This window comes from Enterobacter chinensis (assembly GCF_034008295.1).
Lineage (GTDB): Bacteria > Pseudomonadota > Gammaproteobacteria > Enterobacterales > Enterobacteriaceae > Enterobacter > Enterobacter chinensis.
In genome coordinates this window covers 36,721-56,154 of the sequence record NZ_JARDVI010000009.1, presented here as the reverse complement: position 1 = coordinate 56,154, position 19,434 = coordinate 36,721, and the positions used below count along the sequence as shown (strand labels likewise).

Genomic DNA, 19,434 nt, shown 5'->3' with positions numbered 1-19,434 from the left:
CCTGGTTCACAACTCCTAAAAAATCATCGTCATGGTGAAATCAGGGTAAACTTAAGAGAGACCTCAAAAGGAGGAAATGACAATGAAACGCTTACTGATTCTTACGGCGCTGATCCCGTTTGCCGCGCTCGCACAGCCACTGAACACCATAAATAACCCGAACCAGCCGGGTTATGTTATCCCGAGCCAGCAGCGTATGCAGACCGAGATGATGAGCCAGCAGCAACAGCAGAAAGGGATGCTGAATCAGCAGTTGAAAATGCAAACCCAGATGCAGCAGCAGAGTCTGCAAAATCAGATGAATACCAACACGCAGCGCGTGCAGCAGGGACAGGTACGTGAACAACCGCTGCCCAATAAAAACGGCGGGATGTTAGGCGGCATGACGTCGTCAGGCAGCGGACAGCAGCATATGCTGCCGCCGCAGTCGAATGGCAGTATGCTTAATCCGCAGAACTAAAGTCCGGGCCGATGACGTCAATCGCATCGGTACAGATACTGTCCACGCCCCAGCGCAGCAGCTCGGCCGCGCGCTGGGGTTTGTTAACGGTGTAGACCAGAATATGCAGACCCGCGTCTTTCAGCATCTTCACCCGCGCCTCATCCAGCAGCCTGTGATTGAGATGGATAGAAACGCACGCTAAGCGTGTTGTCAGCTCGCGCCAGTCTTCACGCCATTCATCCAGCAATAGCCCGCGCGGCAGCGCCGGCACGGCCGCCTGTGCCGCCTCCAGGGCGTCAATTTCAAACGAGGAGAGCAGCGGCGGCGTCATGCCTTCCCACAGCTCACGTGCGGCCAGCGCGATAACCTTGCCCGTTAATGGCCCGGTGCCGGTGGTCGGTTTGATTTCGATATTGGCCATCATGCCATGCTGGCGACAGCGGTCCGCCACTTCCGCCAGCAGCGGCAGCGGTTCGCCTTTGAATTCGCCGCTGTACCAGCTTCCGGCGTCCACTTTCAGCAGATCGCGCCACGGCAGTTCCCCCGCCACGCCCCAGCCGTTGCTGGTGCGTTCGAGGTTATCGTCATGCAGCAGAAAGATTTCGCCGTCTTTCGACAGCTTGGCATCGAACTCGATCATCGTGTGGCCGTAGCGCGCGCCCGTGTCGATGGCCGCCAGGGTGTTCTCCGGCGCCAGTTTACCGCCACCACGGTGGGCGACGATGTGGGGATAAGGCCAGTTGCTCATACTCGTTGTCCTGTTTCACCATCAAAGAAGTGCAGGTGATTTTCCGGCAGGTGCAGCCACAGCGTACTGCCTGCTTTCGGGCGTTCCTGATGCGCTAAACGCACCACCAATTTTTGCTCGCCCCAGCGTCCGTGCGCAAGGTTATCTGCACCCAACATCTCCAGCGTGTCCATCACCAGCGGCACGCCGCCGTCCGCCTGAGAGGTTAAACCGATATGCTCCGGGCGGATACCGAGCGTCATCTTACGCCCGGCGTAGCCACGATAGTACCAGTTGATGGGCAGTGCCATCCCGCTTTCCAGTTCAAAGTGGGTGCCCGCGCTGCTGATCCGTCCTTCCAGCAGGTTCATTGCCGGGCTGCCGATAAAGCTCGCCACAAAGCGGGTGGCCGGTTTCTCGTAGACCTCCACCGGGGTGCCAATCTGCTCGGCGATGCCTTTGTTCATCACCATCACGCGCTGGGCGAGGGTCATGGCTTCGACCTGATCGTGGGTGACGTACAGTGACGTTGTCTTCAGACGACGGTGCAGCTGCTGCAGCTCAAGACGCATCTGCACGCGCAGCTTGGCGTCGAGGTTAGAGAGCGGCTCGTCGAACAGGAACACCGCCGGATCGCGCACGATGGCGCGGCCCATCGCCACGCGCTGGCGCTGGCCGCCGGAGAGTTCGCGCGGGCGGCGCTTGAGCAGACCATCCAGCTCCAGAATACGCGCCGCTTCTTTCACGCGCTCGTCGATGTGGCCTTTGCCCATTCCGCGAATTTTCAGCCCCCAGGCCATGTTCTCTTCCACGCTCATGTGCGGATAAAGCGCATAGTTCTGGAACACCATCGCGATGCCTCTGTCTTTTGGCTCCATCTCGGTGACGCGCTGGCGGTCAATCCAGATATCCCCGGACGTTACGCGCTCCAGCCCCGCCACCATGCGCAGCAGGGTGGATTTGCCACAGCCGGACGGACCGACCATGACGATGAATTCCCCGTCTGCCACGTCGAGCGTCAGCGGCTGAATAACCTGGGTTTTGCCGTCCCAGCTTTTGGTTACTGCCTGAAGTTTTAAACCTGCCATCTTATTTCTCGCTATCGACCAGGCCACGGACAAACGCACGCTGCATGGCTAAAACAATGACTACGGGTGGGATAAGGGTGAGCAACATTGCCGCCATCACCTGGTTCCAGAGGGTGGTGCCTTCGCCGGTGGCGATCATGCCTTTGATGCCCGCCACGGCGGTGCCGAGGTTGACGTCCTGGATAATCAACAGCGGCCACAGGTACTGGTTCCAGCCGTAGATAAAGGTGATCACAAACAGCGCTGCGAGGTTGGTTTTTGACAGCGGCAGCACAATGTCGCGGAAAAAGCGCATCGGCGAGGCGCCGTCGATGCGCGCGGCTTCAATCAGCTCGTCCGGCAGGGTCATAAAGAACTGGCGGAACAGGAAGGTAGCGGTCGCTGAGGCCATCAGCGGCAGGGTTAAGCCCGCGTAGCTGTCGAGCATCTTCAGGTTGGCGATCACTTCCACCGTCGGGAAGATACGTACCTCCACCGGCAGCATCAGGGTGATGAAAATCATCCAGAAGAACAGGTTGCGCAGCGGAAAGCGGAACCAGACGATGGCGAAGGCCGAGAGCATCGACACCGTGATTTTGCCGACGGTTATGCCAAACGCCATGATGAAGCTGTTGAGCATCATCAGCCAGAACGGTGCGCTGTTGGCCCCCACGCCCTGCGTCCAGATGGTCTTCATGTTCTCTAACAGATGCCCGCCGGGGATCAGCGTCATCGGCGTATCGAACACGGCTTTGGTGTCCAGCGTGGCGGCAACAAAGGCCACGTACAGCGGGAACAGGATGACGATGATCCCTAAAATCAGCATGGTATGGCTGAAAATCGTCAGCCCTCGACGGTTCTCAATCATTGGTAGCGCACCTTACTTTCAACATAGCGGAACTGCACCACCGTCAGGATGATAACGAGGAACATCAGCACGACCGACTGCGCGGCGGAGGCGGAAAGATCCAGACCGGCGAAACCTTCGCGGTAAATTTTATAAATTAGCGTCGTGGTGGCCTGAACCGGGCCGCCCGCGGTGGCGGCGTCGATCACCGGGAAGGTGTCGAAGAAGGCGTACACGAGGTTGACCACCAGCAGGAAGAAACTCACCGGAGCGATTAGCGGCAGCGACAGCCTGAAGAAGCGACGAATGGGGCCAGCGCCGTCAATCGCCGCCGCTTCCACCAGCGAACGCGGGATGGACTGCAGCGCGGCAAAGAAGAACAGGAAGTTGTAACTGATCTGCTTCCACACCGAGGCGAACACCACCAGGAACATGGCCTGACCGCTGTTCTGGGCGTGGTTCCAGTCGTAACCCAGCTCGGCCAGGAAGTGGGTAATCAACCCGCGGCCGGGGTTAAACAGGAAGATCCACAGCACGGCGGCGACGGCAGGGGCAACGGCGTAAGGCAGCAGCATCAGCGTTTGATACAGACGGCTGCCACGCACCACGTAATCCACCAGCGCGGCGAAAAACAGCGAGGCGACAAGGCCACTCACGGTAACCAGGGTGCTGAATTTGATCGTCGTCCAGAAGGCGTCGAGGTAGTAGCTGTCGTGCCACAGGGCCGCGAAGTTATCCAGGCCCACAAACTGGCTGGAAAGCCCAAACGGATCGACGCTTTGTACCGAGTACCACAGCGCTTCGCCCGCAGGCCAGATAAAGAAGATAACGGTGATGACCAGCTGTGGCGCGACCAGAAGATAGGGCAGCCAGCGGGAACGGAACACCGGACGGGATGATGACATTGAGATTTGGTTCCTGAACAATGCCGGGTGGCGGCTACGCCTTACCCGGCCTACATGTGGCACGTCGTAGGCCCGGTAGGCGCAGCGCCACCGGGCATTTTTTTACGATTTGGTCGACTGCTCAAAGCGACGCAGCAGCTGATTCCCGCGCTCTACCGCAGAATCCAGCGCCTGCTGTGGTGTTTTCTTACCGGTCCACACGCTTTCCAGCTCTTCATCGACGATGGTGCGGATCTGCGGCATGTTGCCCAGACGCAGGCCTTTGGTGAACGGCAATGGTGGCTTGTTCAGCATTTGACGCGTCGCGATATCCGCGCCCGGGTTTTTGCTGTAGAAACCCTGCTCGCGGGTCAGGTCATACGCGGCTTTGGTGATCGGCAGGTAGCCGGTCTTCTGGTGCCATTCGGCAGCATTTTCCGGCTTCGCCAGGAAGTCGAGGAACTCGGCTACGCCTTTGTAGGTGCCCTTGTCTTTGCCCTGCATCACCCACAGGCTCGCCCCGCCGATAATCGCGTTCTGCGGCGCGCCCTTCACGTCAGCATCGTAAGGCATCATGCCCACGCCGTAGTTGAATTTGGCGTAGTGGCGGATATCGGCCAGCGAGCCGGAAGAGGCGGTGGTAATGGCGCAGTCACCGTTGTAGAACTTCTCGGTAGATTCGTCTTTACGCCCGAAGTAGCTGAAGTCGCCCTTCTTATTCAACTCTTCCAGCAGGGCGATATGCTTCACCTGCTCAGGCTTATTGAACTCCAGCACTGCATCGGTGCCGTCGAAACCGTTGTTTTTGGTCGCAACCGGCAGGCCGTGCCAGGCGCTAAAGTTCTCAATCTGGATCCAACCCTGCCAGCCGCTGGCGTAACCGCACTTCATCCCCGCCGCTTTCAGCTTCGCGGTGTACTCGGCCAGATCCTGCCAGGTTTTTGGCGGCTGCTCCGGGTCTAAACCGGCTTTTTTGAAGGCGTCTTTGTTGTAGTACAGCACCGGCGTAGAGCTGTTAAACGGCTGTGACAGCAGATGCCCAGTTTTGGAATCGGTGTAGTAACCCGCCACGGTTGGCACGAACCGGGATTCATCGAAGTTAATGCCCGCTTCTTTGAACACTTCATAGACCGGCTTGATGGCTTTGGAGGCCATCATGGTCGCAGTACCCACTTCATAAACCTGTAACAACGCAGGTGCGTTACCGGTACGGAAGGCGGCAATGCCCGCGCTCAGGCTCTGCTCGTAGTTACCTTTGTACACCGGCACAATTTTGTAATCCGGATGGGTGTCGTTGAAACGCTGCGCCAGGGAGTCAACTTCTTTACCCAACTCCCCTTCCATGGAATGCCAGAACGGAATGGTCGTGACAGCCATTGCGTTCGTCGCAAAAGCCAGACCCAGTGCCAGACCCAAAGCTGTGTGTCGTAACGATGTCATTGTCATCTCTCTTATTGTGCCGGATGCGCGATATCACGCGTTTTATGCTCGCGAGGTAACATGACATGCTCGAATGACAGAAAAATAACTGTTTGTTTACAGATAAGTGACAACAAGACGTCAGGGGGATGATGGTTGTGTGAAGGGGTTTATGTGAAAAAGCCGGGTGGCGGCTTCGCCTTACCCGGCTACTCGATACCGTAGGCCCGGTAAGCGTAAGCGCCACCGGGCAATACAGACGGCTCAGCCGCCTAAATACGCACTCCGCACCGCCTCATTAGCCAGCAGCGCGTCTCCGGTATCGGAGAGCACCACGCGGCCGTTCTCCAGCACGTAGCCACGGTCGGCGAGCTTCAGCGCCTGGTTGGCGTTCTGCTCGACGAGGAAGATGGTCATCCCCTCTTTACGCAGCTGCTCGATGGTGTCAAAAATCTGCTGGATGATGATCGGCGCAAGACCCAGCGACGGTTCATCCAGCAGCAGCAGTCGCGGCTGGCTCATCAGCGCTCGGCCGATCGCCAGCATCTGTTGCTCACCGCCGGACATGGTGCCCGCACGCTGAATACGGCGCTCCCACAGGCGCGGGAAGAGTTCATAGACCCACTTGATACGGGTCTGGTACTGATCGCGGTGGGCGAAGAACCCACCCATCGCCAGGTTCTCTTCCACCGTCATACGGGAGAAGACGCGACGCCCTTCCGGAACAATCGCCACCGCCTCACGCATGATTTTGGCGGTCTGCCAGTCGGTAATGTCTTTGCCATCGAACACAATCCGTCCGCTGGTGGCGCGCGGGTCGCCGCACAGGGTGCCGAGCAGCGTGGTTTTGCCCGCGCCGTTGGCCCCAATCAGGGTGACGATTTCACCCTGATTGATATGCAGGCTGACGTCGTGCAGCGCCTGGATCTTGCCGTAGTGCGCATTGACCTTGTCGAACGTTAACATCGCTTTTTCCATCTTATGCCTCACCCAGGTATGCGCGGATCACGTCCGGGTTGTTGCGGATCTCTTCCGGCGTGCCGTTCGCCAGCGGCGTGCCCTGGTTTACAACGTAGATACGGTCAGAAATGCCCATCACCAGCTTCATGTCATGCTCAATCAGCAGAATGGTGGTGTCGTGACTATCGCGCAGCTCGGCAATCAGCTCGTCCAGCTCTTTGGTCTCTTTCGGGTTAAGCCCTGCCGCCGGTTCGTCGAGCATCAGGATTTCCGGCTGCGTGACCATGCAGCGCACAATTTCAAGACGACGCTGATCGCCATACGCGAGATTGCTCGCCTGGCGGTTAGCGTGCTGCAGCAGGCCAATTCGGTCGAGCCAGGTGGCGGCGCGATCAAGCGCTTCATCCTGCGCGCGGCGGAAGGCCGGGGTTTTCAGCAGGCCGGAGAACAGCCCGGTTTTCAGCTGCTGATGCTGTGCCACCAGCAGGTTCTCAATCACCGTCATCTCGCGGAACAGACGAACGTGCTGGAAGGTACGCACCACGCCCATGCGCGCAATCTGCTGACCCGGTAAACCTTCGAGGTGCTGGTCGCGCAGCATGATGGTGCCGCCCGTCGGCTTGTAGAAGCCGGTCAGGCAGTTGAAGACGGTGGTTTTCCCCGCGCCGTTCGGGCCAATCAGGGAGACAATCTCTTTCTTGTGCAGATCCAGTGACACATTGTTGACCGCCAGCAGGCCGCCAAAGCGCATCATCAGGCCGTTAACGGATAATAATGGCTGACTCATGCCTGCTCTCCTTTTGCCTGGGTGCGTTTCAGCTTCAGCTGTGGACGGGTCATCGGCAGCAGGCCCTGTGGGCGCCAGATCATCATCAGCACCATCAGCCCACCCAGCATCAGCATGCTGTACTCGTTAAAGTCGCGCATCAGCTCGCGCGAGACCACCAAAAGAATGGCGGCCAGGATAACGGCAAACTGCGAGCCCATCCCACCGAGCACCACAATTGCCAGCACGAAGGCGGATTCGGCAAAGGTGAACGATTCCGGGCTGACGAAGCCCTGACGCGCGGCAAACAGCGTCCCGGCGAAACCGGCAAACGCGGCGCTGATGGTGAACGCGGTCAGCTTGATGCGGGTCGGGTTCAGGCCCAGGGAACGGCAGGCGATCTCATCTTCACGCAGCGCTTCCCACGCGCGGCCCAGCGGCATGCGCAGCAGACGGTTAATCACGAACAGGGTAATCACCACCAGCAGCAGCGCCACCAGATAGAGCCAAATCACGCGGTCGGACGGGTCGTATTTCACGCCGAAGAAGTTGCTGAAGGTGTCCCAGCCGCCTTCGCGGGCGGTACGGCTGAACTCCAGGCCGAAGAAGGTCGGTTTCGGGATCTGGCTGATGCCGTTCGGGCCGCCGGTCACTTCGGTGTTATTCAGCAGCAGGATACGGACGATTTCGCCAAAGCCTAAGGTCACAATCGCCAGGTAGTCACCGCGCAGGCGCAGCACCGGGAAGCCAAGCAGGAAACCGGCGGCAGCAGAGACCAGCCCTGCCAGCGGCAGACAGGTCCAGAAGCCAAGGCCGTAATAGTGGTTCAGCAGCGCAAAGGTGTAGGCACCGATGGCGTAGAAGCCGCCGTAGCCCAGCACCAGCAGGCCAGAGAGCCCTACTACCACGTTCAGACCGAGACCGAGAATCACGTAGATCATGGTCAGGGTGGCGATATCTACGGTTCCACGCGACACCACAAACGGCCACGCCACGGCAGCCACCAGCAGCGCCACGAGGAACAGCTTCTGCTTAACGGTAGAACCGTCGATTGCCGGCAGGACGAATTTCGGCCCGGAGACGTTTTTCAGCGTCTTCTGGAACAGCGGACGCAGCAGCTGGAAAAGGAACACCACGGCGGTACCGATAAACACCCACTGCCAGCGGATGTCGGGAGCGGTATCTACCACCAGCTTAGTGCCGTCCAGACCTAACTGGACGCCCATAAAGACGCCGGCCAGCACGAAGAACATGGCAGCAGAGAGCAGCGCCATTGCAAAATGCATCGGTTTCATACTTTCTCTACCTCCGGACGGCCCAGAATACCGGTAGGCATCACCAGCAGAACCAGAATCAGCAGGGCAAACGACACCACATCTTTATATTCCGTGCTCAGGTACGCCGAGGAAAGTGCTTCCGCCACGCCCAGGATCAGGCCACCGATCATTGCGCCCGGGATACTGCCGATACCGCCCAGCACCGCCGCGGTGAAGGCTTTCATCCCAGCCATAAAGCCAATGTATGGGTTGATCACGCCGTAGAACTGGCCGAGCAGGACACCCGCCACCGCCGCCATCGCTGCGCCAATCACGAAGGTCAGAGCAATCACGCGGTCGGTGTTGATGCCGAGCAGGCTAGCCATCTTCAGATCTTCCGCGCAGGCGCGGCAGGCGCGTCCCATACGGGAGTAGCGGATGAAAATGGTCAGGGCGAGCATCGCAATAAAAGTCACCACCCAGATAACCAGCTGCATGGTGGTGATAGACGCAGAGAAGTTTTCGCTGGCCCCCACAATCCACTGGCCGTTAAACAGGCTTGGCAGCGCCACGTCGCGCGAACCTTCGGTCAGGCTGACGTAGTTTTGCAGGAAGATAGACATACCGATGGCGGAGATCAGCGCAATCAGACGCTTGGAGCTGCGCACCGGCCGGTAAGCCACGCGCTCTATGCTCCAGCCGTAGGCGCTGGCAATCACAATCGCGCCAACAAACCCGGCGGCAACCAGCAGCCAGCTGCTGTCGATGCCCATCATCATCAGCGCGGCAATAATCATAAAGGAGACATAGCTACCGATCATGTACACCTCGCCGTGGGCGAAGTTGATCATGCCGATAATGCCGTAAACCATCGTGTAGCCGATGGCGATCAGTGCATAGGTGCTTCCCAGCGTGACGCCGTTAAACATCTGCTGCAGGAAATAGAGAAACTGCTCGGACATATGCAAACCTTTTTATACCCGCCCGTCAGTCCGGGCGGTGGGATAATTATTTGGCGGCCGAGGACGAACCGTCGGCGTGCCACTTAAAGACACCAAACTCAAATCCCTTCAGATCGCCTTTCTCATCCCAGTTCAGCGGCCCAATCACGGTGTTCGCCCCGTGTGCTTTTAAATCTTTCACCAGATCCAGCGGTTCTTTACTGCCGGAGCGATCCAGCGCGGTGGCCAGAGACTGTACGGCCGCGTAGGTGATCCAGACGTACGGACCACTCGGATCTTTCTTCTGCGCCTTGAGCGCATCCACGATAGCCTTGTTGGCCGGATCCTGGTCATAGCGTTTTGGCATCGTCACCAGCATGCCTTCGGCAGAATCACCCGCAATGTTAGACAGGGAGGCATTGCCCACGCCCTCTGGCCCCATAAACTGGGTTTTCAGACCGGTCGCGCGCGCCTGGCGCAGCATCTGACCCATTTCCGGGTAGTAGCCACCGTAATAAACGAAGTCGATGTTCTCTTTTTGCAGACGGGCGATCAGCGCGGAGAAGTCTTTCTCCCCGGCGGTAATGCCGTCGAAGAAGACGATGTTCGCGCCGCCTTTTTTCAGGCCATCCTGCACGGAACGCGCCAGACCTTCGCCGTACTGCTGTTTGTCATGAATAATGGCAATGCGCTGCGGCTTAACGGTCTCGAGGATGTATTTGGCGGCGGTTGGCCCCTGGGAGGAGTCCAGACCGGCGGTACGCATAATGTGCTGGTAGCCGCGCTGAGTCAGCTCAGGGTTAGTGGCACCTGGGGTGATCATCAGAATGCCTTCGTCTTCGTAGATATCAGACGCGGGCTGGGTGGAGGATGAGCACAGATGGCCGATCACATACTGGATGCCATCGTTGACGATTTTGTTGGCGACCGCGACGGCCTGTTTAGGATCGCAGGCGTCGTCATATTCCACGCCCACCAGCTTGTCGCCTTTGATGCCACCTTTAGCATTGATGTCTTTGATGGCCTGGCGCGCGCCGTTGAACTCCATGTCGCCCCACTGGGCAACAGGGCCGGACATCGCACCCACAACCGCAACTTTAATGTCCTCCGCCATAGCGGCATGCGAGATCGACAGTGCGACCATCCCCGCGATTAATGTCTTCGCGTTCCTTTTCATCTCTGAATCCCCATTCGTGATGTCGTGTTTATATTTTGTTTTATTATGGTTAAAAAGCATTCTGTACTTTTAATGAACAACGCTATTTTTACCAGTGCCTTTAATGGTTTAGCGCAGTTTTTTATCAAAAACCAGACTAAAATCTCTATTTTTCAGGCGATTAAGCAAAGATAATATTCTGAAATCAGGCAGAGATAAACAAATAAAAGCGCAGTTTGCAGCATAAAATAACGGTACAATGCGCCGAATAAATCACTGCCGATCAGGTTAAAATTCTGCTTATTTTTCGATCCATGTGTTTTCAAACTGCCCATTGCGTTGCCAAAAAACTAATCACCTGGCGAATGACAATAAAAAGAGGAAGCCGCTGAGTGAATAAATTGAGTACACTGCCCTTACTCAATTTGATTTGGACATGTAGCTAATGAAACTGACTATCGTGCGTCTGGTGACCTTTAGCGACCAGGATCATATCGACCTGGGCAAAATCTGGCCGGAATATTCCCCTTCGTCGCTACGCGTCGATGAGACCCACCGCATTTATGCCGCGCGTTTTAACGAGCGCCTGCTGGCTGCGGTTCGCGTGACCCTGAGCGGTACAGAAGGGGCGCTGGACTCACTGCGCGTACGTGACGTCACCCGTCGTCGTGGCGTGGGACAGTATTTAATTGAAGAAGTGATCCGCGAAAACCCGAGCGTAACCTCCTGGTGGATGGCTGACGTGGGCGTGGAAGACCGCGGCGTGATGGCAGCGTTTATGCAGGCGTTAGGGTTTACGGCGCAGGAGAGTGGGTGGGAGAAGCGCCAGGGCTGATGTGTGCGGCCTGATGCCCTTACCCCTGCCCTCTGAGAAAACATTAAAAAAGGCAACTTACGTTGCCTTTTTGCTTTTATTTGGCGTCAGTAGCAGTCCCGTTAGCATGCCAGTCAAACACGCCGAACTCGAAGCCCTTCAGATCGCCCTTCGCGTCCCAGGAGAGTGGCCCCATTACGGTCTCGACGGTATTCGCTTTCAGCCAGGTGGCAATCTCAGCCGGATCGGCTGACTGGTTCAGACCCGCCTGCAGAGACTGCAGTGCCGCGTAGGTCGTCCAGACGAACGCGCCGCTTGGATCCTGTTTCTTCGCCTTGATGGCATCAACGACAGGTTTGTTCGCAGGTACCTGGTCGTAGTTCTTCGGCTTGGTCACCAGCAGACCTTCCGCAGACTCACCCGCGATGTTAGACAGTGAAACGTTCGCCACGCCTTCTGGTCCCATGAACTGGGTTTTCAGACCGGCCGCACGCGCCTGACGCAGGATCTGGCCCATTTCCGGGTGATAACCGCCGTAGTAAACGAAGTCAATATTCTCTTTCTTCAGACGCGCAACCAGCGTGGAGAAGTCTTTCTCACCAGCGGTGATCCCGTCGAAGAACACGATATCAGCTTTCGCTTTCTTGAGGTTGTCCTGCACCGAACGCGCCAGGCCTTCACCGTACTGCTGCTTGTCGTGAACGATGGCAATGCGCTTCGGCTTCACTTTTTCAACGATGTATTTCGCCGCGGTTGGACCCTGGTCAGAGTCCAGACCGGTGGTGCGCAGCGTCAGCTTATAGCCGCGCGCGGTCAGCTCCGGGGCAGTCGCTGCCGGGGTGATCATCAGAATACCTTCGTCTTCGTAGATGTCAGACGCGGGCTGAGTAGAGGAAGAGCACAGGTGACCGATAACGTATTTGATCCCGTCGTTCACCACTTTGTTCGCGACCGCGACCGCTTGTTTCGGGTCACAGGCATCATCATATTTTACGATCTGCAGTTTTTCGCCTTTGATACCGCCCTTAGCATTAATGTCTGCAACCGCCTGTTCTGCGCCGGTAAACTCCTGGTCACCGTACTGCGCTACCGGACCGGACATTGCGCCAACAACAGCCACTTTGATGTCTGCCTGAGCCATGGTGCTGAATGCCAACGCGATACATCCTGCCAGTAACGCTTTACCCTTCATGTTCATCCTGAGATTCCCCATTATTATGGTTATTACGATTGTTGTGATGTTGTTGTGTAGCGCTTTATTTCAGTTATAGGTATACCACTCGCGCTTTTTCAGCATACTCTGCTAAAACATACCCCATTTTTATGATTTTGGAATAGCAAATTTGAAATGAATATATGATAAGCCCGGCAGGAATTTCGCCGGGCTTCTGGCTTTAACGTGTCAGCGACGCGGAGATAATGTCCAGCGCCTGGCGGAACTGCGCTTCGGGGATAGTCAGCGGATACAGGAAACGAATAACGTTGCCGTAGACGCCACAGCTCAGCAGCAGCAGACCTTCCTGCAATGCGCGATCCTGTACCTGGCGGGTAAATTCCGGAGAAGGATGCCCCGTCTGCGGGTCGTTAAACTCCACCGCCACCATGGAGCCCTGCGCGCGAATATCAGCGATATACGGGCAGTGTTCCTTCGCTTTGTTCAGCACTTCCACCAGGTGATGCCCAAGGTGCGCCGAGCGCGTGCAGAGATCTTCTTCATCAATCACGTCCAGCACGGCATGCGCCGCCGCAATCGCCAGCGGGTTCCCCGCATAGGTACCGCCCAGCCCGCCTGGTGCAGGGGCATCCATCACCTCAGCACGGCCCGACACCGCAGAGAGCGGCATTCCGCCCGCCAGGCTTTTCGCCATGGTGATCAAATCGGGCTTCACGCAGTGGTGTTCCATCGAGAACAGCTTGCCGGTACGGGCGAAACCGCTTTGCACCTCGTCGGCAATCAGCAAAATACCGTGGGTGTCGCACAGGGCGCGCAGCGCCTGCATTAAATCAGCTGGCGCAATGTTGAAACCGCCCTCGCCCTGAACCGGTTCGAGAATAATTGCCGCGACCTGGTCGGGTGCAATATCCGCTTTAAAGATGCGCTCCAGGCTCTTTAGCGCTTCCGCCGTGCTGACGCCATGCAGTTCATTCGGATACTGGGCGTGATACACCGAACCGGGGAAGGGGCCGAAGCCAAGCTTGTACGGCGCGACTTTGCCGGTCAGCGCCATGGTCATAAAGGTGCGGCCATGGAACGCGCCGCCGAAGGTGATAAGGCCTGGACGTTTGGTAAAGGCGCGGGCAATTTTTACGGCATTTTCGACCGCTTCTGCGCCCGTAGAGAAGAACGCCGTTTTCGCCGGGCCGTCAATTGGCACGCGTGCGTTGAGGCGTTCAGCAAGCGACACATAGCCTTCGTACGGCACAATCTGGTAGGCCGTATGGGTAAAGGCGTGGAGTTGTTTTTCGATAGCGGAAATGACTTTTGGATGGCGATGGCCGGTATTCAGCACCGCGATCCCCGCGGCGAAGTCGATGTACTCATTGCCCTCGACGTCCCACACCGTGGCGTTTTCGGCTTTATCGGCATAGAAGTTACACATCACGCCGATGCCGCGCGGCGTCGCCTGTAAACGCCGGTCGTGCAGTTCGTTATTTTTCACCCTGTCCCCCTGAGAAATTCACCTGCTTAGCGCATCTGTAAGTGTTTGCCAGGGGGAGGGAATTCGCCAGAGCGGGAGATAAAAAAACAAAAACCCCCGAATTTGCATTCGAGGGTTATCGGGGACTTCGCGGAAATTACGCTTCGATAGCGGCGCGAAGTTTTTTCATGGCGTTCTTTTCAAGCTGACGGACGCGTTCCGCAGAAACGCCGTAGCGGTCGGCCAGCTCCTGCAGCGTGGACTTGTTATCTTCGTCCAGCCAGCGGGCACGGATGATGTCCTGGCTACGCTCGTCGAGGCCTTCCATCGCAAAGGTCAGCTTGTTCGCCGCCTGGTCTTCCCAGTTATCTTCTTCAATGCCGTCAGCAAAGTTAGAAGTCTTATCCTGCAGATACAGGACCGGGGCCATCGGCTGGCTGTCGGATGCGTCGTCGTCGGAAGACATGTCAAAAGTCATGTCCTGCGCGGCCATACGGGATTCCATCTCACGAACGTCTTTGCTGGATACGCCCAGCTCGCGCGCCACCATTTCGACTTCATCCTGATTAAACCAGCCCAGACGCTGCTTGGTTTTACGCAGGTTGAAGAACAGTTTGCGTTGCGCTTTTGTCGTGGCAACTTTCACAATACGCCAGTTACGCAGCACGTATTCATGAATTTCTGCTTTGATCCAGTGCACGGCGAAAGAGACCAGTCGCACACCCACTTCCGGGTTAAAGCGACGTACAGCCTTCATCAGGCCGATGTTACCTTCCTGAATCAAGTCCGCCTGCGGCAGGCCGTAGCCCGAGTAGTTACGAGCAACGTGAACAACAAAGCGCAGGTGAGACAGGATCAGCGTCTTAGCTGCTTCCAGATCGCCCTGGTAATGCAGCTTTTCAGCAAGCTCCTTTTCTTCCTCGGCCGTCAACATCGGCCAGGTGTTCGCAGCCCGGATGTAAGATTCCAGGTTACCAACAGGGGCTAAAGCTAAAGTTTGCATTTCTTTGGTCATTCATTCCTCTCAATGTTTCTTCTGGTCCAGGCTGTCCCCGTCAGGCAACAACCATGCCAAAGCGTTTGAGCAACGAGATTAGCATTCACTCTTTTATCAGACAGTGATTTTATCCACAAGTTCCAGGTGCAACGGTGAATAAATTACGCACAAATTGTGACATGGAGATGATAACAGGGGAAGAGACAACAGGGACGCTTTCCCTGCAGAGCGAACATCTCGGTGCAGGGAAAGATTATATCACGCTTTTATTAGTCGGGAGTAAAGTGACGTAAATGTTGAACGGTTGCCAGCCAGGCTGCCACCCACCCAATCATTGAGCAAACCAGCAGCAGTAACAGGCACTCATCGAACCCTAAGCCGCTGATATCAAACTTCGTTCCGAAAACCTGTGCCACTTCAGTCACGGCCGACGAAAGCCGCATCACCAAAATTTCTGACAATATCAGTGAAAGAAATGCGCCGGAAAAACCGAGCAATGCACCGCCGTAGAGGAACGGTCGAAGGATGAATCCATCCGTCGCACCAATCAGTTTCTGCACGTTGATGGTATCGCGACGGGCGAAGATGCTCAGGCGCACGCTGTTACCGATGACCAGGAACACCGCCGCCACCATCAGCACGCCAATCATCGCCGCGACGCGTCCGACCAGCCCGGTCAGGGCAGCAAGGCGTGCGAACCAGCTGTCATCCATGCGCACTTCATCAATGCCTTTAATGCGTGTGATGCGATCGCGCAGGGTGTTAAGCGAATCGGTCCCCTGGAAATCCAGCTTCGGGATCACCACCGCCACTGCGGGCAGCGGGTTCTCTTCGAGCATATCCAGCGCACCGCCAAAGCCTGACCAGTTACGGAACTCGCCCAGCGCGTCTTCACGTGAGAGATAATTGACCTTCTCCACGCCCTGCTCGGCCTGAATTTGCCCGACCACCTGCGCCGCGGCGTTATCGTCGAGCGCTTTATCCAGATAGACCGTGATCTGCGGGGACGGATAATACTGCGAGGCCGCCTGGTTGACGTTTTTATAGACCATATAGCAGACGCTTGGCAGCGTGAGGGAGATGGCGATCACCATCACCGTCAGGAACGTCGCCAGCGGTTTGCTTTTCAGGTCCTGCAGGGCACCGTGGAATGCGTAGCGCACCTGCTCGTTAAACACGTTGGTTTTACGGGAGGCCGGCTTTGGCGCGGCCTTCTGGCGCTTCGGCGCATTACGATTGCCGTCACCACCGCCCTGCGGCTTGCGGAAACGGTCAAACCGGTTCCCGAACTGCCGAATCTGGTTTATTGCATCACGCTTATTCACCGAGGCCTCCGTGCAAATGCCCGTCGCTTAGGGTCAGCATGCGGTACGAACGACGGGAAATGAGCCCGATGTCGTGCGTCGCCATCAATACGGTGACCCCCACGCGGTTAAATTCCTCAAACAGACGCAAAATCCCTTCTGACAGGGCATCGTCCAGGTTACCGGTCGGTTCATCCGCCAGCAGCACCGCTGGCTTATTCACCACCGCACGGGCAATGCCCACGCGCTGCTGTTCACCGCCGGAGAGCTGGATCGGGAAGTTCTTCGCTTTGTCCAGCAGCCCGACCTTATCCAGCGCCGCAGAGACGCGACGGCGGATATCATCATAGCTGGCACCGGCAATAATCAGCGGAATGGCCACGTTATCGAAAACGGTGCGATCCATCAGCAGGTGGTGGTCCTGGAAAATCATGCCGATCTGACGACGCAGGAACGGTACTTCGCGGTTTTTCAGGCGACTGATCTCATGACCACCGAAAAAAATTTTCCCGGCGCTTGGCCGCTCAATCCCACAGATAAGCTTGAGCAGGGTACTTTTCCCTGCGCCGGAATGGCCGGTCAGGAATGCCATCTCGCCTGGCTGCAGGTGAAATGTCACCCCCTGCAGCGCTTGTCTCCCACCGAGATAGGCCTTGCTGACGTGTTCAAAGCGAATCATTGTTAGTCCTCTCGGGCAAATAATGCCTCAATAAAGTCGTCCGCTTTAAACGGACGTAAATCCTCAATACGCTCGCCCACACCGATGTAACGGATAGGAATGCCGAACTGGTCGGCCACGGAGAAGATCACCCCGCCTTTCGCGGTGCCGTCCAGTTTGGTCAGCGCGATCCCCGTCAGTCCTACCGCTTCATTGAACAGCTTCGCCTGGCTGATGGCGTTCTGTCCGGTGCTGGCATCGATAGTCAGCATAATTTCATGCGGTGCGTCTTCGTCCAGCTTCTTCATGACGCGGACGATTTTCTTCAGCTCTTCCATCAGGTGCGATTTGTTCTGCAAACGCCCTGCGGTATCGGCAATCAGCACGTCCACGTTGCGCGCCTTCGCGGCCTGGATGGCGTCGAAGATTACGGACGCGGAATCCGCGCCGGTATGCTGGGCAATCACCGGAATATTGTTGCGCTGGCCCCATACCTGGAGCTGCTCAACCGCCGCCGCGCGGAAGGTATCGCCCGCCGCCAGCATCACCGATTTGCCCTGCTGCTCGAACTGACGCGCCAGCTTGCCGATGGTGGTGGTTTTACCCACGCCGTTCACGCCAACCATCAGAATAACAAATGGCGTTTTGCCTTCAATATTAAGCGGTTCGTCAACTTTTGCGAGAATTTCGCCCATCTCGTCTTTCAGCAGGCCGTACAACGCCTCGGCGTCGCGCAGCTGCTTGCGGCTCGCCCCTTCGGTCAGGTTGGCGATGATCTTACGGGTGGTTTCCACCCCAACGTCCGCAATCAGCAGCTGCTCTTCCAGTTCTTCAAACAGATCGTCGTCGATCTTTTTGCCGCGGAAAAGACTGATAAATCCGGAACCTAAGTTTTCTTTGGTTTTGAGCAGGCTGCGCTTCAGGCGGGCGAAGAAACCTTCTTTGGTCGGTTTTTCCTGTTCCTGAACAATCTCTTCTTCGGTCTGCTCTGGCTCTTCCACCGGCACGACGATAACCGCTTCTTCAGCGGCTTCCGCCGCCAGCGCCTGGGCTTCCAGCTCTTCGTCGGTCAGCTCGGGTTCGTTTTCTGTCTCTTCTTCTACCGCCTCAACAATTTCAACGGTTTCCGCTTCGGCCTGCCACTCTTCGGCTGCAACCTCTTCAGCCTTCACCTCTTCCGGCAGCGGCAGCTCTTCATGTTCAATAACGGCCTGCGGCGCTTCGGGGATCTCTTCAACCGCAACCGGTTCGGGCTTCTCGCTCTCCTGAACCAGTTCAGTGACCTCAACCACCTCTTCAGCGAAAGATTCAATCTCTTCTTTGCTGTGCGCCGTTTCTTCCGCTTCGACAACCGCAGCGGTTTCTACAGGCGTTTCAGGCTGCGACTGCTCTTCAACGGCTTGTTGCTCTTCGGTTTTCTGTTCTGTTTCTTGCTCTTTTTCACCGAAGCCCAGCCAGGAAAAGAAGCCACGTTTTTTTTGTTTTGCCATCTGCGACTACACTCCTCGCGGCGCTATATACATGGAAGCTAAAAAAATGATGAAATAGTCTAACACTTTACTTAATTGACATCACCGCCCGCAATCGCAGGCCAATTGTTAACAGAGCTTTCCTGAGATGAAGAAACCCAACCGCGCCCCGGCCGGTCAAATTCGTATTATCGGCGGTCAGTGGCGAGGCCGGAAATTACCGGTGCCGGACAGCCCCGGTTTGCGCCCCACCACCGACCGCGTGCGCGAAACGCTGTTTAACTGGCTGGCCCCGTCAATGGTAGACGCCCACTGCCTCGACTGCTTCGCCGGAAGCGGCGCACTCGGGCTGGAGGCGCTGTCGCGCTATGCCGCCAGCGCCACGCTGCTGGAGATGGAGCGCGGCGTTGCGCAGACCTTGCAGCAAAATCTGGCGACGCTGAAAGCGAACAACGCGAAAGTGGTGAACACCAACACGCTGAGTTTTCTTGCACAGAAGGGCACGCCGCATAACGTGGTATTTGTCGACCCGCCGTTTCGCAAGGGGCTTCTGGAAGAGACGCTATCCCTGCTGGAGCAAAATGGCTGGCTGGCGGATGACGCATTGATTTACGTTGAAAGTGAAGTGGAAAACGGTCTACCGCCAGTTCCCGCTCACTGGGATCTGCACCGTGAAAAAGTCGCAGGTCAGGTCGCTTATCGTCTGTATCACCGTCAGGCTCAAGGAGAATCCGATGCCGGTACTGATTAATCTGGGACGTTTGTTGATGCTGGGCGTCTGGGCGTTTTTAATTCTCAACCTCGTGCACCCGTTCCCGCGCCCGATGAATATTTTTGTTAACGTCGCGCTGATTTTCACGTCGTTCATGCACGCCCTGCAGATGGTGATGCTGAAAAACGGTCTGCCGAAAGACGGCCCGCAGATGACGGGCTGGCAGCAGCTTCGCGTCTTTATTTTCGGCGTGTTTGAACTGCTGGTGTGGATGAAGAAGTTTAAGGCGCAGGTGAAGAAGTAAGGTGCGCTTTTGCCCGGTGACGCTTCGCTTACCGGGCCTACAAAACCCCGTAGGCCGGGCAAACGCAGTGCC

At 56.8% G+C, this 19,434-nt stretch carries 20 protein-coding genes; 4 read left to right on the top strand and 16 right to left on the bottom strand.

What is annotated here, in order from left to right; translation table 11 throughout:
• Positions 1 to 82: 82 nt before the first annotated feature.
• A complete protein-coding gene (locus PYW49_RS21910) occupies positions 83 to 460 on the top strand; it encodes a DUF2756 family protein (RefSeq protein WP_320387497.1) in 378 nt (125 codons plus the stop codon).
• Here the strand turns inward: PYW49_RS21910 and ugpQ are convergent.
• The 10 genes from ugpQ to livK all read right to left on the bottom strand — a co-directional run bounded on the left by ugpQ (position 444) and on the right by livK (position 10,486).
• The gene (gene ugpQ / locus PYW49_RS21905; RefSeq protein ID WP_320387495.1) at positions 444 to 1,190 is read right to left on the bottom strand and encodes a glycerophosphodiester phosphodiesterase; all 747 of its coding nucleotides are present in this window, start codon (positions 1,188 to 1,190) and stop codon (positions 444 to 446) included. The genes PYW49_RS21910 and ugpQ overlap by 17 nt on opposite strands.
• Positions 1,187 to 2,257 carry a sn-glycerol-3-phosphate import ATP-binding protein UgpC gene (locus PYW49_RS21900; RefSeq protein ID WP_320387493.1) on the bottom strand — a complete coding sequence of 357 codons (1,071 nt, stop codon included), beginning with the start codon at positions 2,255 to 2,257 and terminating at the stop codon, positions 1,187 to 1,189. Before PYW49_RS21900 ends, ugpQ begins: the two co-directional genes overlap by 4 nt.
• A 1-nt stretch (position 2,258) precedes the next feature.
• A complete protein-coding gene (gene ugpE / locus PYW49_RS21895; RefSeq protein ID WP_320387492.1) occupies positions 2,259 to 3,104 on the bottom strand; it encodes a sn-glycerol-3-phosphate ABC transporter permease UgpE in 846 nt (281 codons plus the stop codon).
• Complete coding sequence (gene ugpA / locus PYW49_RS21890) at positions 3,101 to 3,988, bottom strand: sn-glycerol-3-phosphate ABC transporter permease UgpA (RefSeq protein WP_134347326.1); 888 nt, start codon at positions 3,986 to 3,988, stop codon at positions 3,101 to 3,103. The genes ugpE and ugpA overlap by 4 nt, the downstream gene beginning before the upstream one ends.
• A gap of 102 nt (positions 3,989 to 4,090) precedes the next feature.
• Positions 4,091 to 5,407: a sn-glycerol-3-phosphate ABC transporter substrate-binding protein UgpB gene (gene ugpB, locus PYW49_RS21885; protein WP_134347327.1), complete on the bottom strand. Its 1,317-nt coding sequence runs from the start codon at positions 5,405 to 5,407 to the stop codon at positions 4,091 to 4,093.
• Between the two features lie 243 nt (positions 5,408 to 5,650).
• On the bottom strand, positions 5,651 to 6,364 hold the full coding sequence (gene livF / locus PYW49_RS21880) for a high-affinity branched-chain amino acid ABC transporter ATP-binding protein LivF (protein WP_134347328.1): 714 nt from the start codon (positions 6,362 to 6,364) through the stop codon (positions 5,651 to 5,653).
• 1 nt (position 6,365) lies between these two features.
• Positions 6,366 to 7,133, bottom strand: a complete 768-nt coding sequence (gene livG / locus PYW49_RS21875; protein ID WP_134347329.1) for a high-affinity branched-chain amino acid ABC transporter ATP-binding protein LivG — start codon at positions 7,131 to 7,133, stop codon at positions 6,366 to 6,368.
• Complete coding sequence (locus PYW49_RS21870) at positions 7,130 to 8,407, bottom strand: high-affinity branched-chain amino acid ABC transporter permease LivM (RefSeq protein ID WP_148244237.1); 1,278 nt, start codon at positions 8,405 to 8,407, stop codon at positions 7,130 to 7,132. Before PYW49_RS21870 ends, livG begins: the two co-directional genes overlap by 4 nt.
• On the bottom strand, positions 8,404 to 9,330 hold the full coding sequence (gene livH, locus PYW49_RS21865) for a high-affinity branched-chain amino acid ABC transporter permease LivH (protein ID WP_134347331.1): 927 nt from the start codon (positions 9,328 to 9,330) through the stop codon (positions 8,404 to 8,406). Before livH ends, PYW49_RS21870 begins: the two co-directional genes overlap by 4 nt.
• A 46-nt stretch (positions 9,331 to 9,376) precedes the next feature.
• On the bottom strand, positions 9,377 to 10,486 hold the full coding sequence (livK, locus tag PYW49_RS21860; protein WP_024906696.1) for a high-affinity branched-chain amino acid ABC transporter substrate-binding protein LivK: 1,110 nt from the start codon (positions 10,484 to 10,486) through the stop codon (positions 9,377 to 9,379).
• Between the two features lie 424 nt (positions 10,487 to 10,910).
• Between livK and panM the strand changes: the two genes are divergently transcribed.
• Positions 10,911 to 11,300, top strand: coding sequence for an aspartate 1-decarboxylase autocleavage activator PanM (panM, locus tag PYW49_RS21855; protein WP_023310021.1), 390 nt, complete (start codon positions 10,911 to 10,913; stop codon positions 11,298 to 11,300).
• Positions 11,301 to 11,376: 76 nt separating this feature from the next.
• Here the strand turns inward: panM and PYW49_RS21850 are convergent, their stop codons facing one another.
• The 6 genes from PYW49_RS21850 to ftsY form a co-directional block, all read right to left on the bottom strand.
• Positions 11,377 to 12,477, bottom strand: a complete 1,101-nt coding sequence (locus tag PYW49_RS21850; protein ID WP_320387491.1) for a branched-chain amino acid ABC transporter substrate-binding protein — start codon at positions 12,475 to 12,477, stop codon at positions 11,377 to 11,379.
• Between the two features lie 196 nt (positions 12,478 to 12,673).
• On the bottom strand, positions 12,674 to 13,939 hold the full coding sequence (locus PYW49_RS21845; protein ID WP_320387490.1) for a 4-aminobutyrate--2-oxoglutarate transaminase: 1,266 nt from the start codon (positions 13,937 to 13,939) through the stop codon (positions 12,674 to 12,676).
• Positions 13,940 to 14,075: 136 nt separating this feature from the next.
• Positions 14,076 to 14,933 (bottom strand): RNA polymerase sigma factor RpoH, encoded by an 858-nt coding sequence (gene rpoH / locus PYW49_RS21840; RefSeq protein ID WP_010436497.1) that lies wholly within the window; start codon positions 14,931 to 14,933, stop codon positions 14,076 to 14,078.
• Between the two features lie 251 nt (positions 14,934 to 15,184).
• Entirely contained in the window at positions 15,185 to 16,240 is a 1,056-nt protein-coding gene (ftsX, locus tag PYW49_RS21835) for a permease-like cell division protein FtsX (RefSeq protein ID WP_023326488.1), read from the bottom strand.
• Positions 16,233 to 16,898, bottom strand: coding sequence for a cell division ATP-binding protein FtsE (ftsE, locus tag PYW49_RS21830; RefSeq protein WP_134347334.1), 666 nt, complete (start codon positions 16,896 to 16,898; stop codon positions 16,233 to 16,235). The genes ftsX and ftsE overlap by 8 nt, the downstream gene beginning before the upstream one ends.
• A 2-nt stretch (positions 16,899 to 16,900) precedes the next feature.
• Positions 16,901 to 18,367: a signal recognition particle-docking protein FtsY gene (ftsY, locus tag PYW49_RS21825; RefSeq protein WP_320387489.1), complete on the bottom strand. Its 1,467-nt coding sequence runs from the start codon at positions 18,365 to 18,367 to the stop codon at positions 16,901 to 16,903.
• A gap of 127 nt (positions 18,368 to 18,494) precedes the next feature.
• Between ftsY and rsmD the strand changes: the two genes are divergently transcribed.
• Positions 18,495 to 19,097 carry a 16S rRNA (guanine(966)-N(2))-methyltransferase gene (rsmD, locus tag PYW49_RS21820; protein WP_134347336.1) on the top strand — a complete coding sequence of 201 codons (603 nt, stop codon included), beginning with the start codon at positions 18,495 to 18,497 and terminating at the stop codon, positions 19,095 to 19,097.
• Positions 19,081 to 19,362 (top strand): DUF1145 family protein, encoded by a 282-nt coding sequence (locus PYW49_RS21815; protein WP_010436509.1) that lies wholly within the window; start codon positions 19,081 to 19,083, stop codon positions 19,360 to 19,362. Before rsmD ends, PYW49_RS21815 begins: the two co-directional genes overlap by 17 nt.
• Positions 19,363 to 19,434 lie beyond the last annotated feature (72 nt).

Excerpts from the sequence above, each read along its gene's own strand:
- panM (WP_023310021.1), top strand. The coding sequence starts at position 10,911 with ATGAAACTGACTATCGTGCGTCTGGTGACCTTTAGCGACCAGGATCAT.
- PYW49_RS21850 (WP_320387491.1), bottom strand. The coding sequence starts at position 12,477 with ATGAACATGAAGGGTAAAGCGTTACTGGCAGGATGTATCGCGTTGGCA.
- ugpB (WP_134347327.1), bottom strand. The coding sequence starts at position 5,407 with ATGACATCGTTACGACACACAGCTTTGGGTCTGGCACTGGGTCTGGCT.
- PYW49_RS21900 (WP_320387493.1), bottom strand. The coding sequence starts at position 2,257 with ATGGCAGGTTTAAAACTTCAGGCAGTAACCAAAAGCTGGGACGGCAAA.
- livK (WP_024906696.1), bottom strand. The coding sequence starts at position 10,486 with ATGAAAAGGAACGCGAAGACATTAATCGCGGGGATGGTCGCACTGTCG.
- PYW49_RS21910 (WP_320387497.1), top strand. The coding sequence starts at position 83 with ATGAAACGCTTACTGATTCTTACGGCGCTGATCCCGTTTGCCGCGCTC.
- ftsE (WP_134347334.1), bottom strand. The coding sequence starts at position 16,898 with ATGATTCGCTTTGAACACGTCAGCAAGGCCTATCTCGGTGGGAGACAA.
- PYW49_RS21815 (WP_010436509.1), top strand. The coding sequence starts at position 19,081 with ATGCCGGTACTGATTAATCTGGGACGTTTGTTGATGCTGGGCGTCTGG.
- ftsY (WP_320387489.1), bottom strand. The coding sequence starts at position 18,367 with ATGGCAAAACAAAAAAAACGTGGCTTCTTTTCCTGGCTGGGCTTCGGT.
- ugpE (WP_320387492.1), bottom strand. The coding sequence starts at position 3,104 with ATGATTGAGAACCGTCGAGGGCTGACGATTTTCAGCCATACCATGCTG.
- ugpQ (WP_320387495.1), bottom strand. The coding sequence starts at position 1,190 with ATGAGCAACTGGCCTTATCCCCACATCGTCGCCCACCGTGGTGGCGGT.
- PYW49_RS21870 (WP_148244237.1), bottom strand. The coding sequence starts at position 8,407 with ATGAAACCGATGCATTTTGCAATGGCGCTGCTCTCTGCTGCCATGTTC.
- ugpA (WP_134347326.1), bottom strand. The coding sequence starts at position 3,988 with ATGTCATCATCCCGTCCGGTGTTCCGTTCCCGCTGGCTGCCCTATCTT.
- livF (WP_134347328.1), bottom strand. The coding sequence starts at position 6,364 with ATGGAAAAAGCGATGTTAACGTTCGACAAGGTCAATGCGCACTACGGC.
- livG (WP_134347329.1), bottom strand. The coding sequence starts at position 7,133 with ATGAGTCAGCCATTATTATCCGTTAACGGCCTGATGATGCGCTTTGGC.
- livH (WP_134347331.1), bottom strand. The coding sequence starts at position 9,330 with ATGTCCGAGCAGTTTCTCTATTTCCTGCAGCAGATGTTTAACGGCGTC.
- rpoH (WP_010436497.1), bottom strand. The coding sequence starts at position 14,933 with ATGACCAAAGAAATGCAAACTTTAGCTTTAGCCCCTGTTGGTAACCTG.
- rsmD (WP_134347336.1), top strand. The coding sequence starts at position 18,495 with ATGAAGAAACCCAACCGCGCCCCGGCCGGTCAAATTCGTATTATCGGC.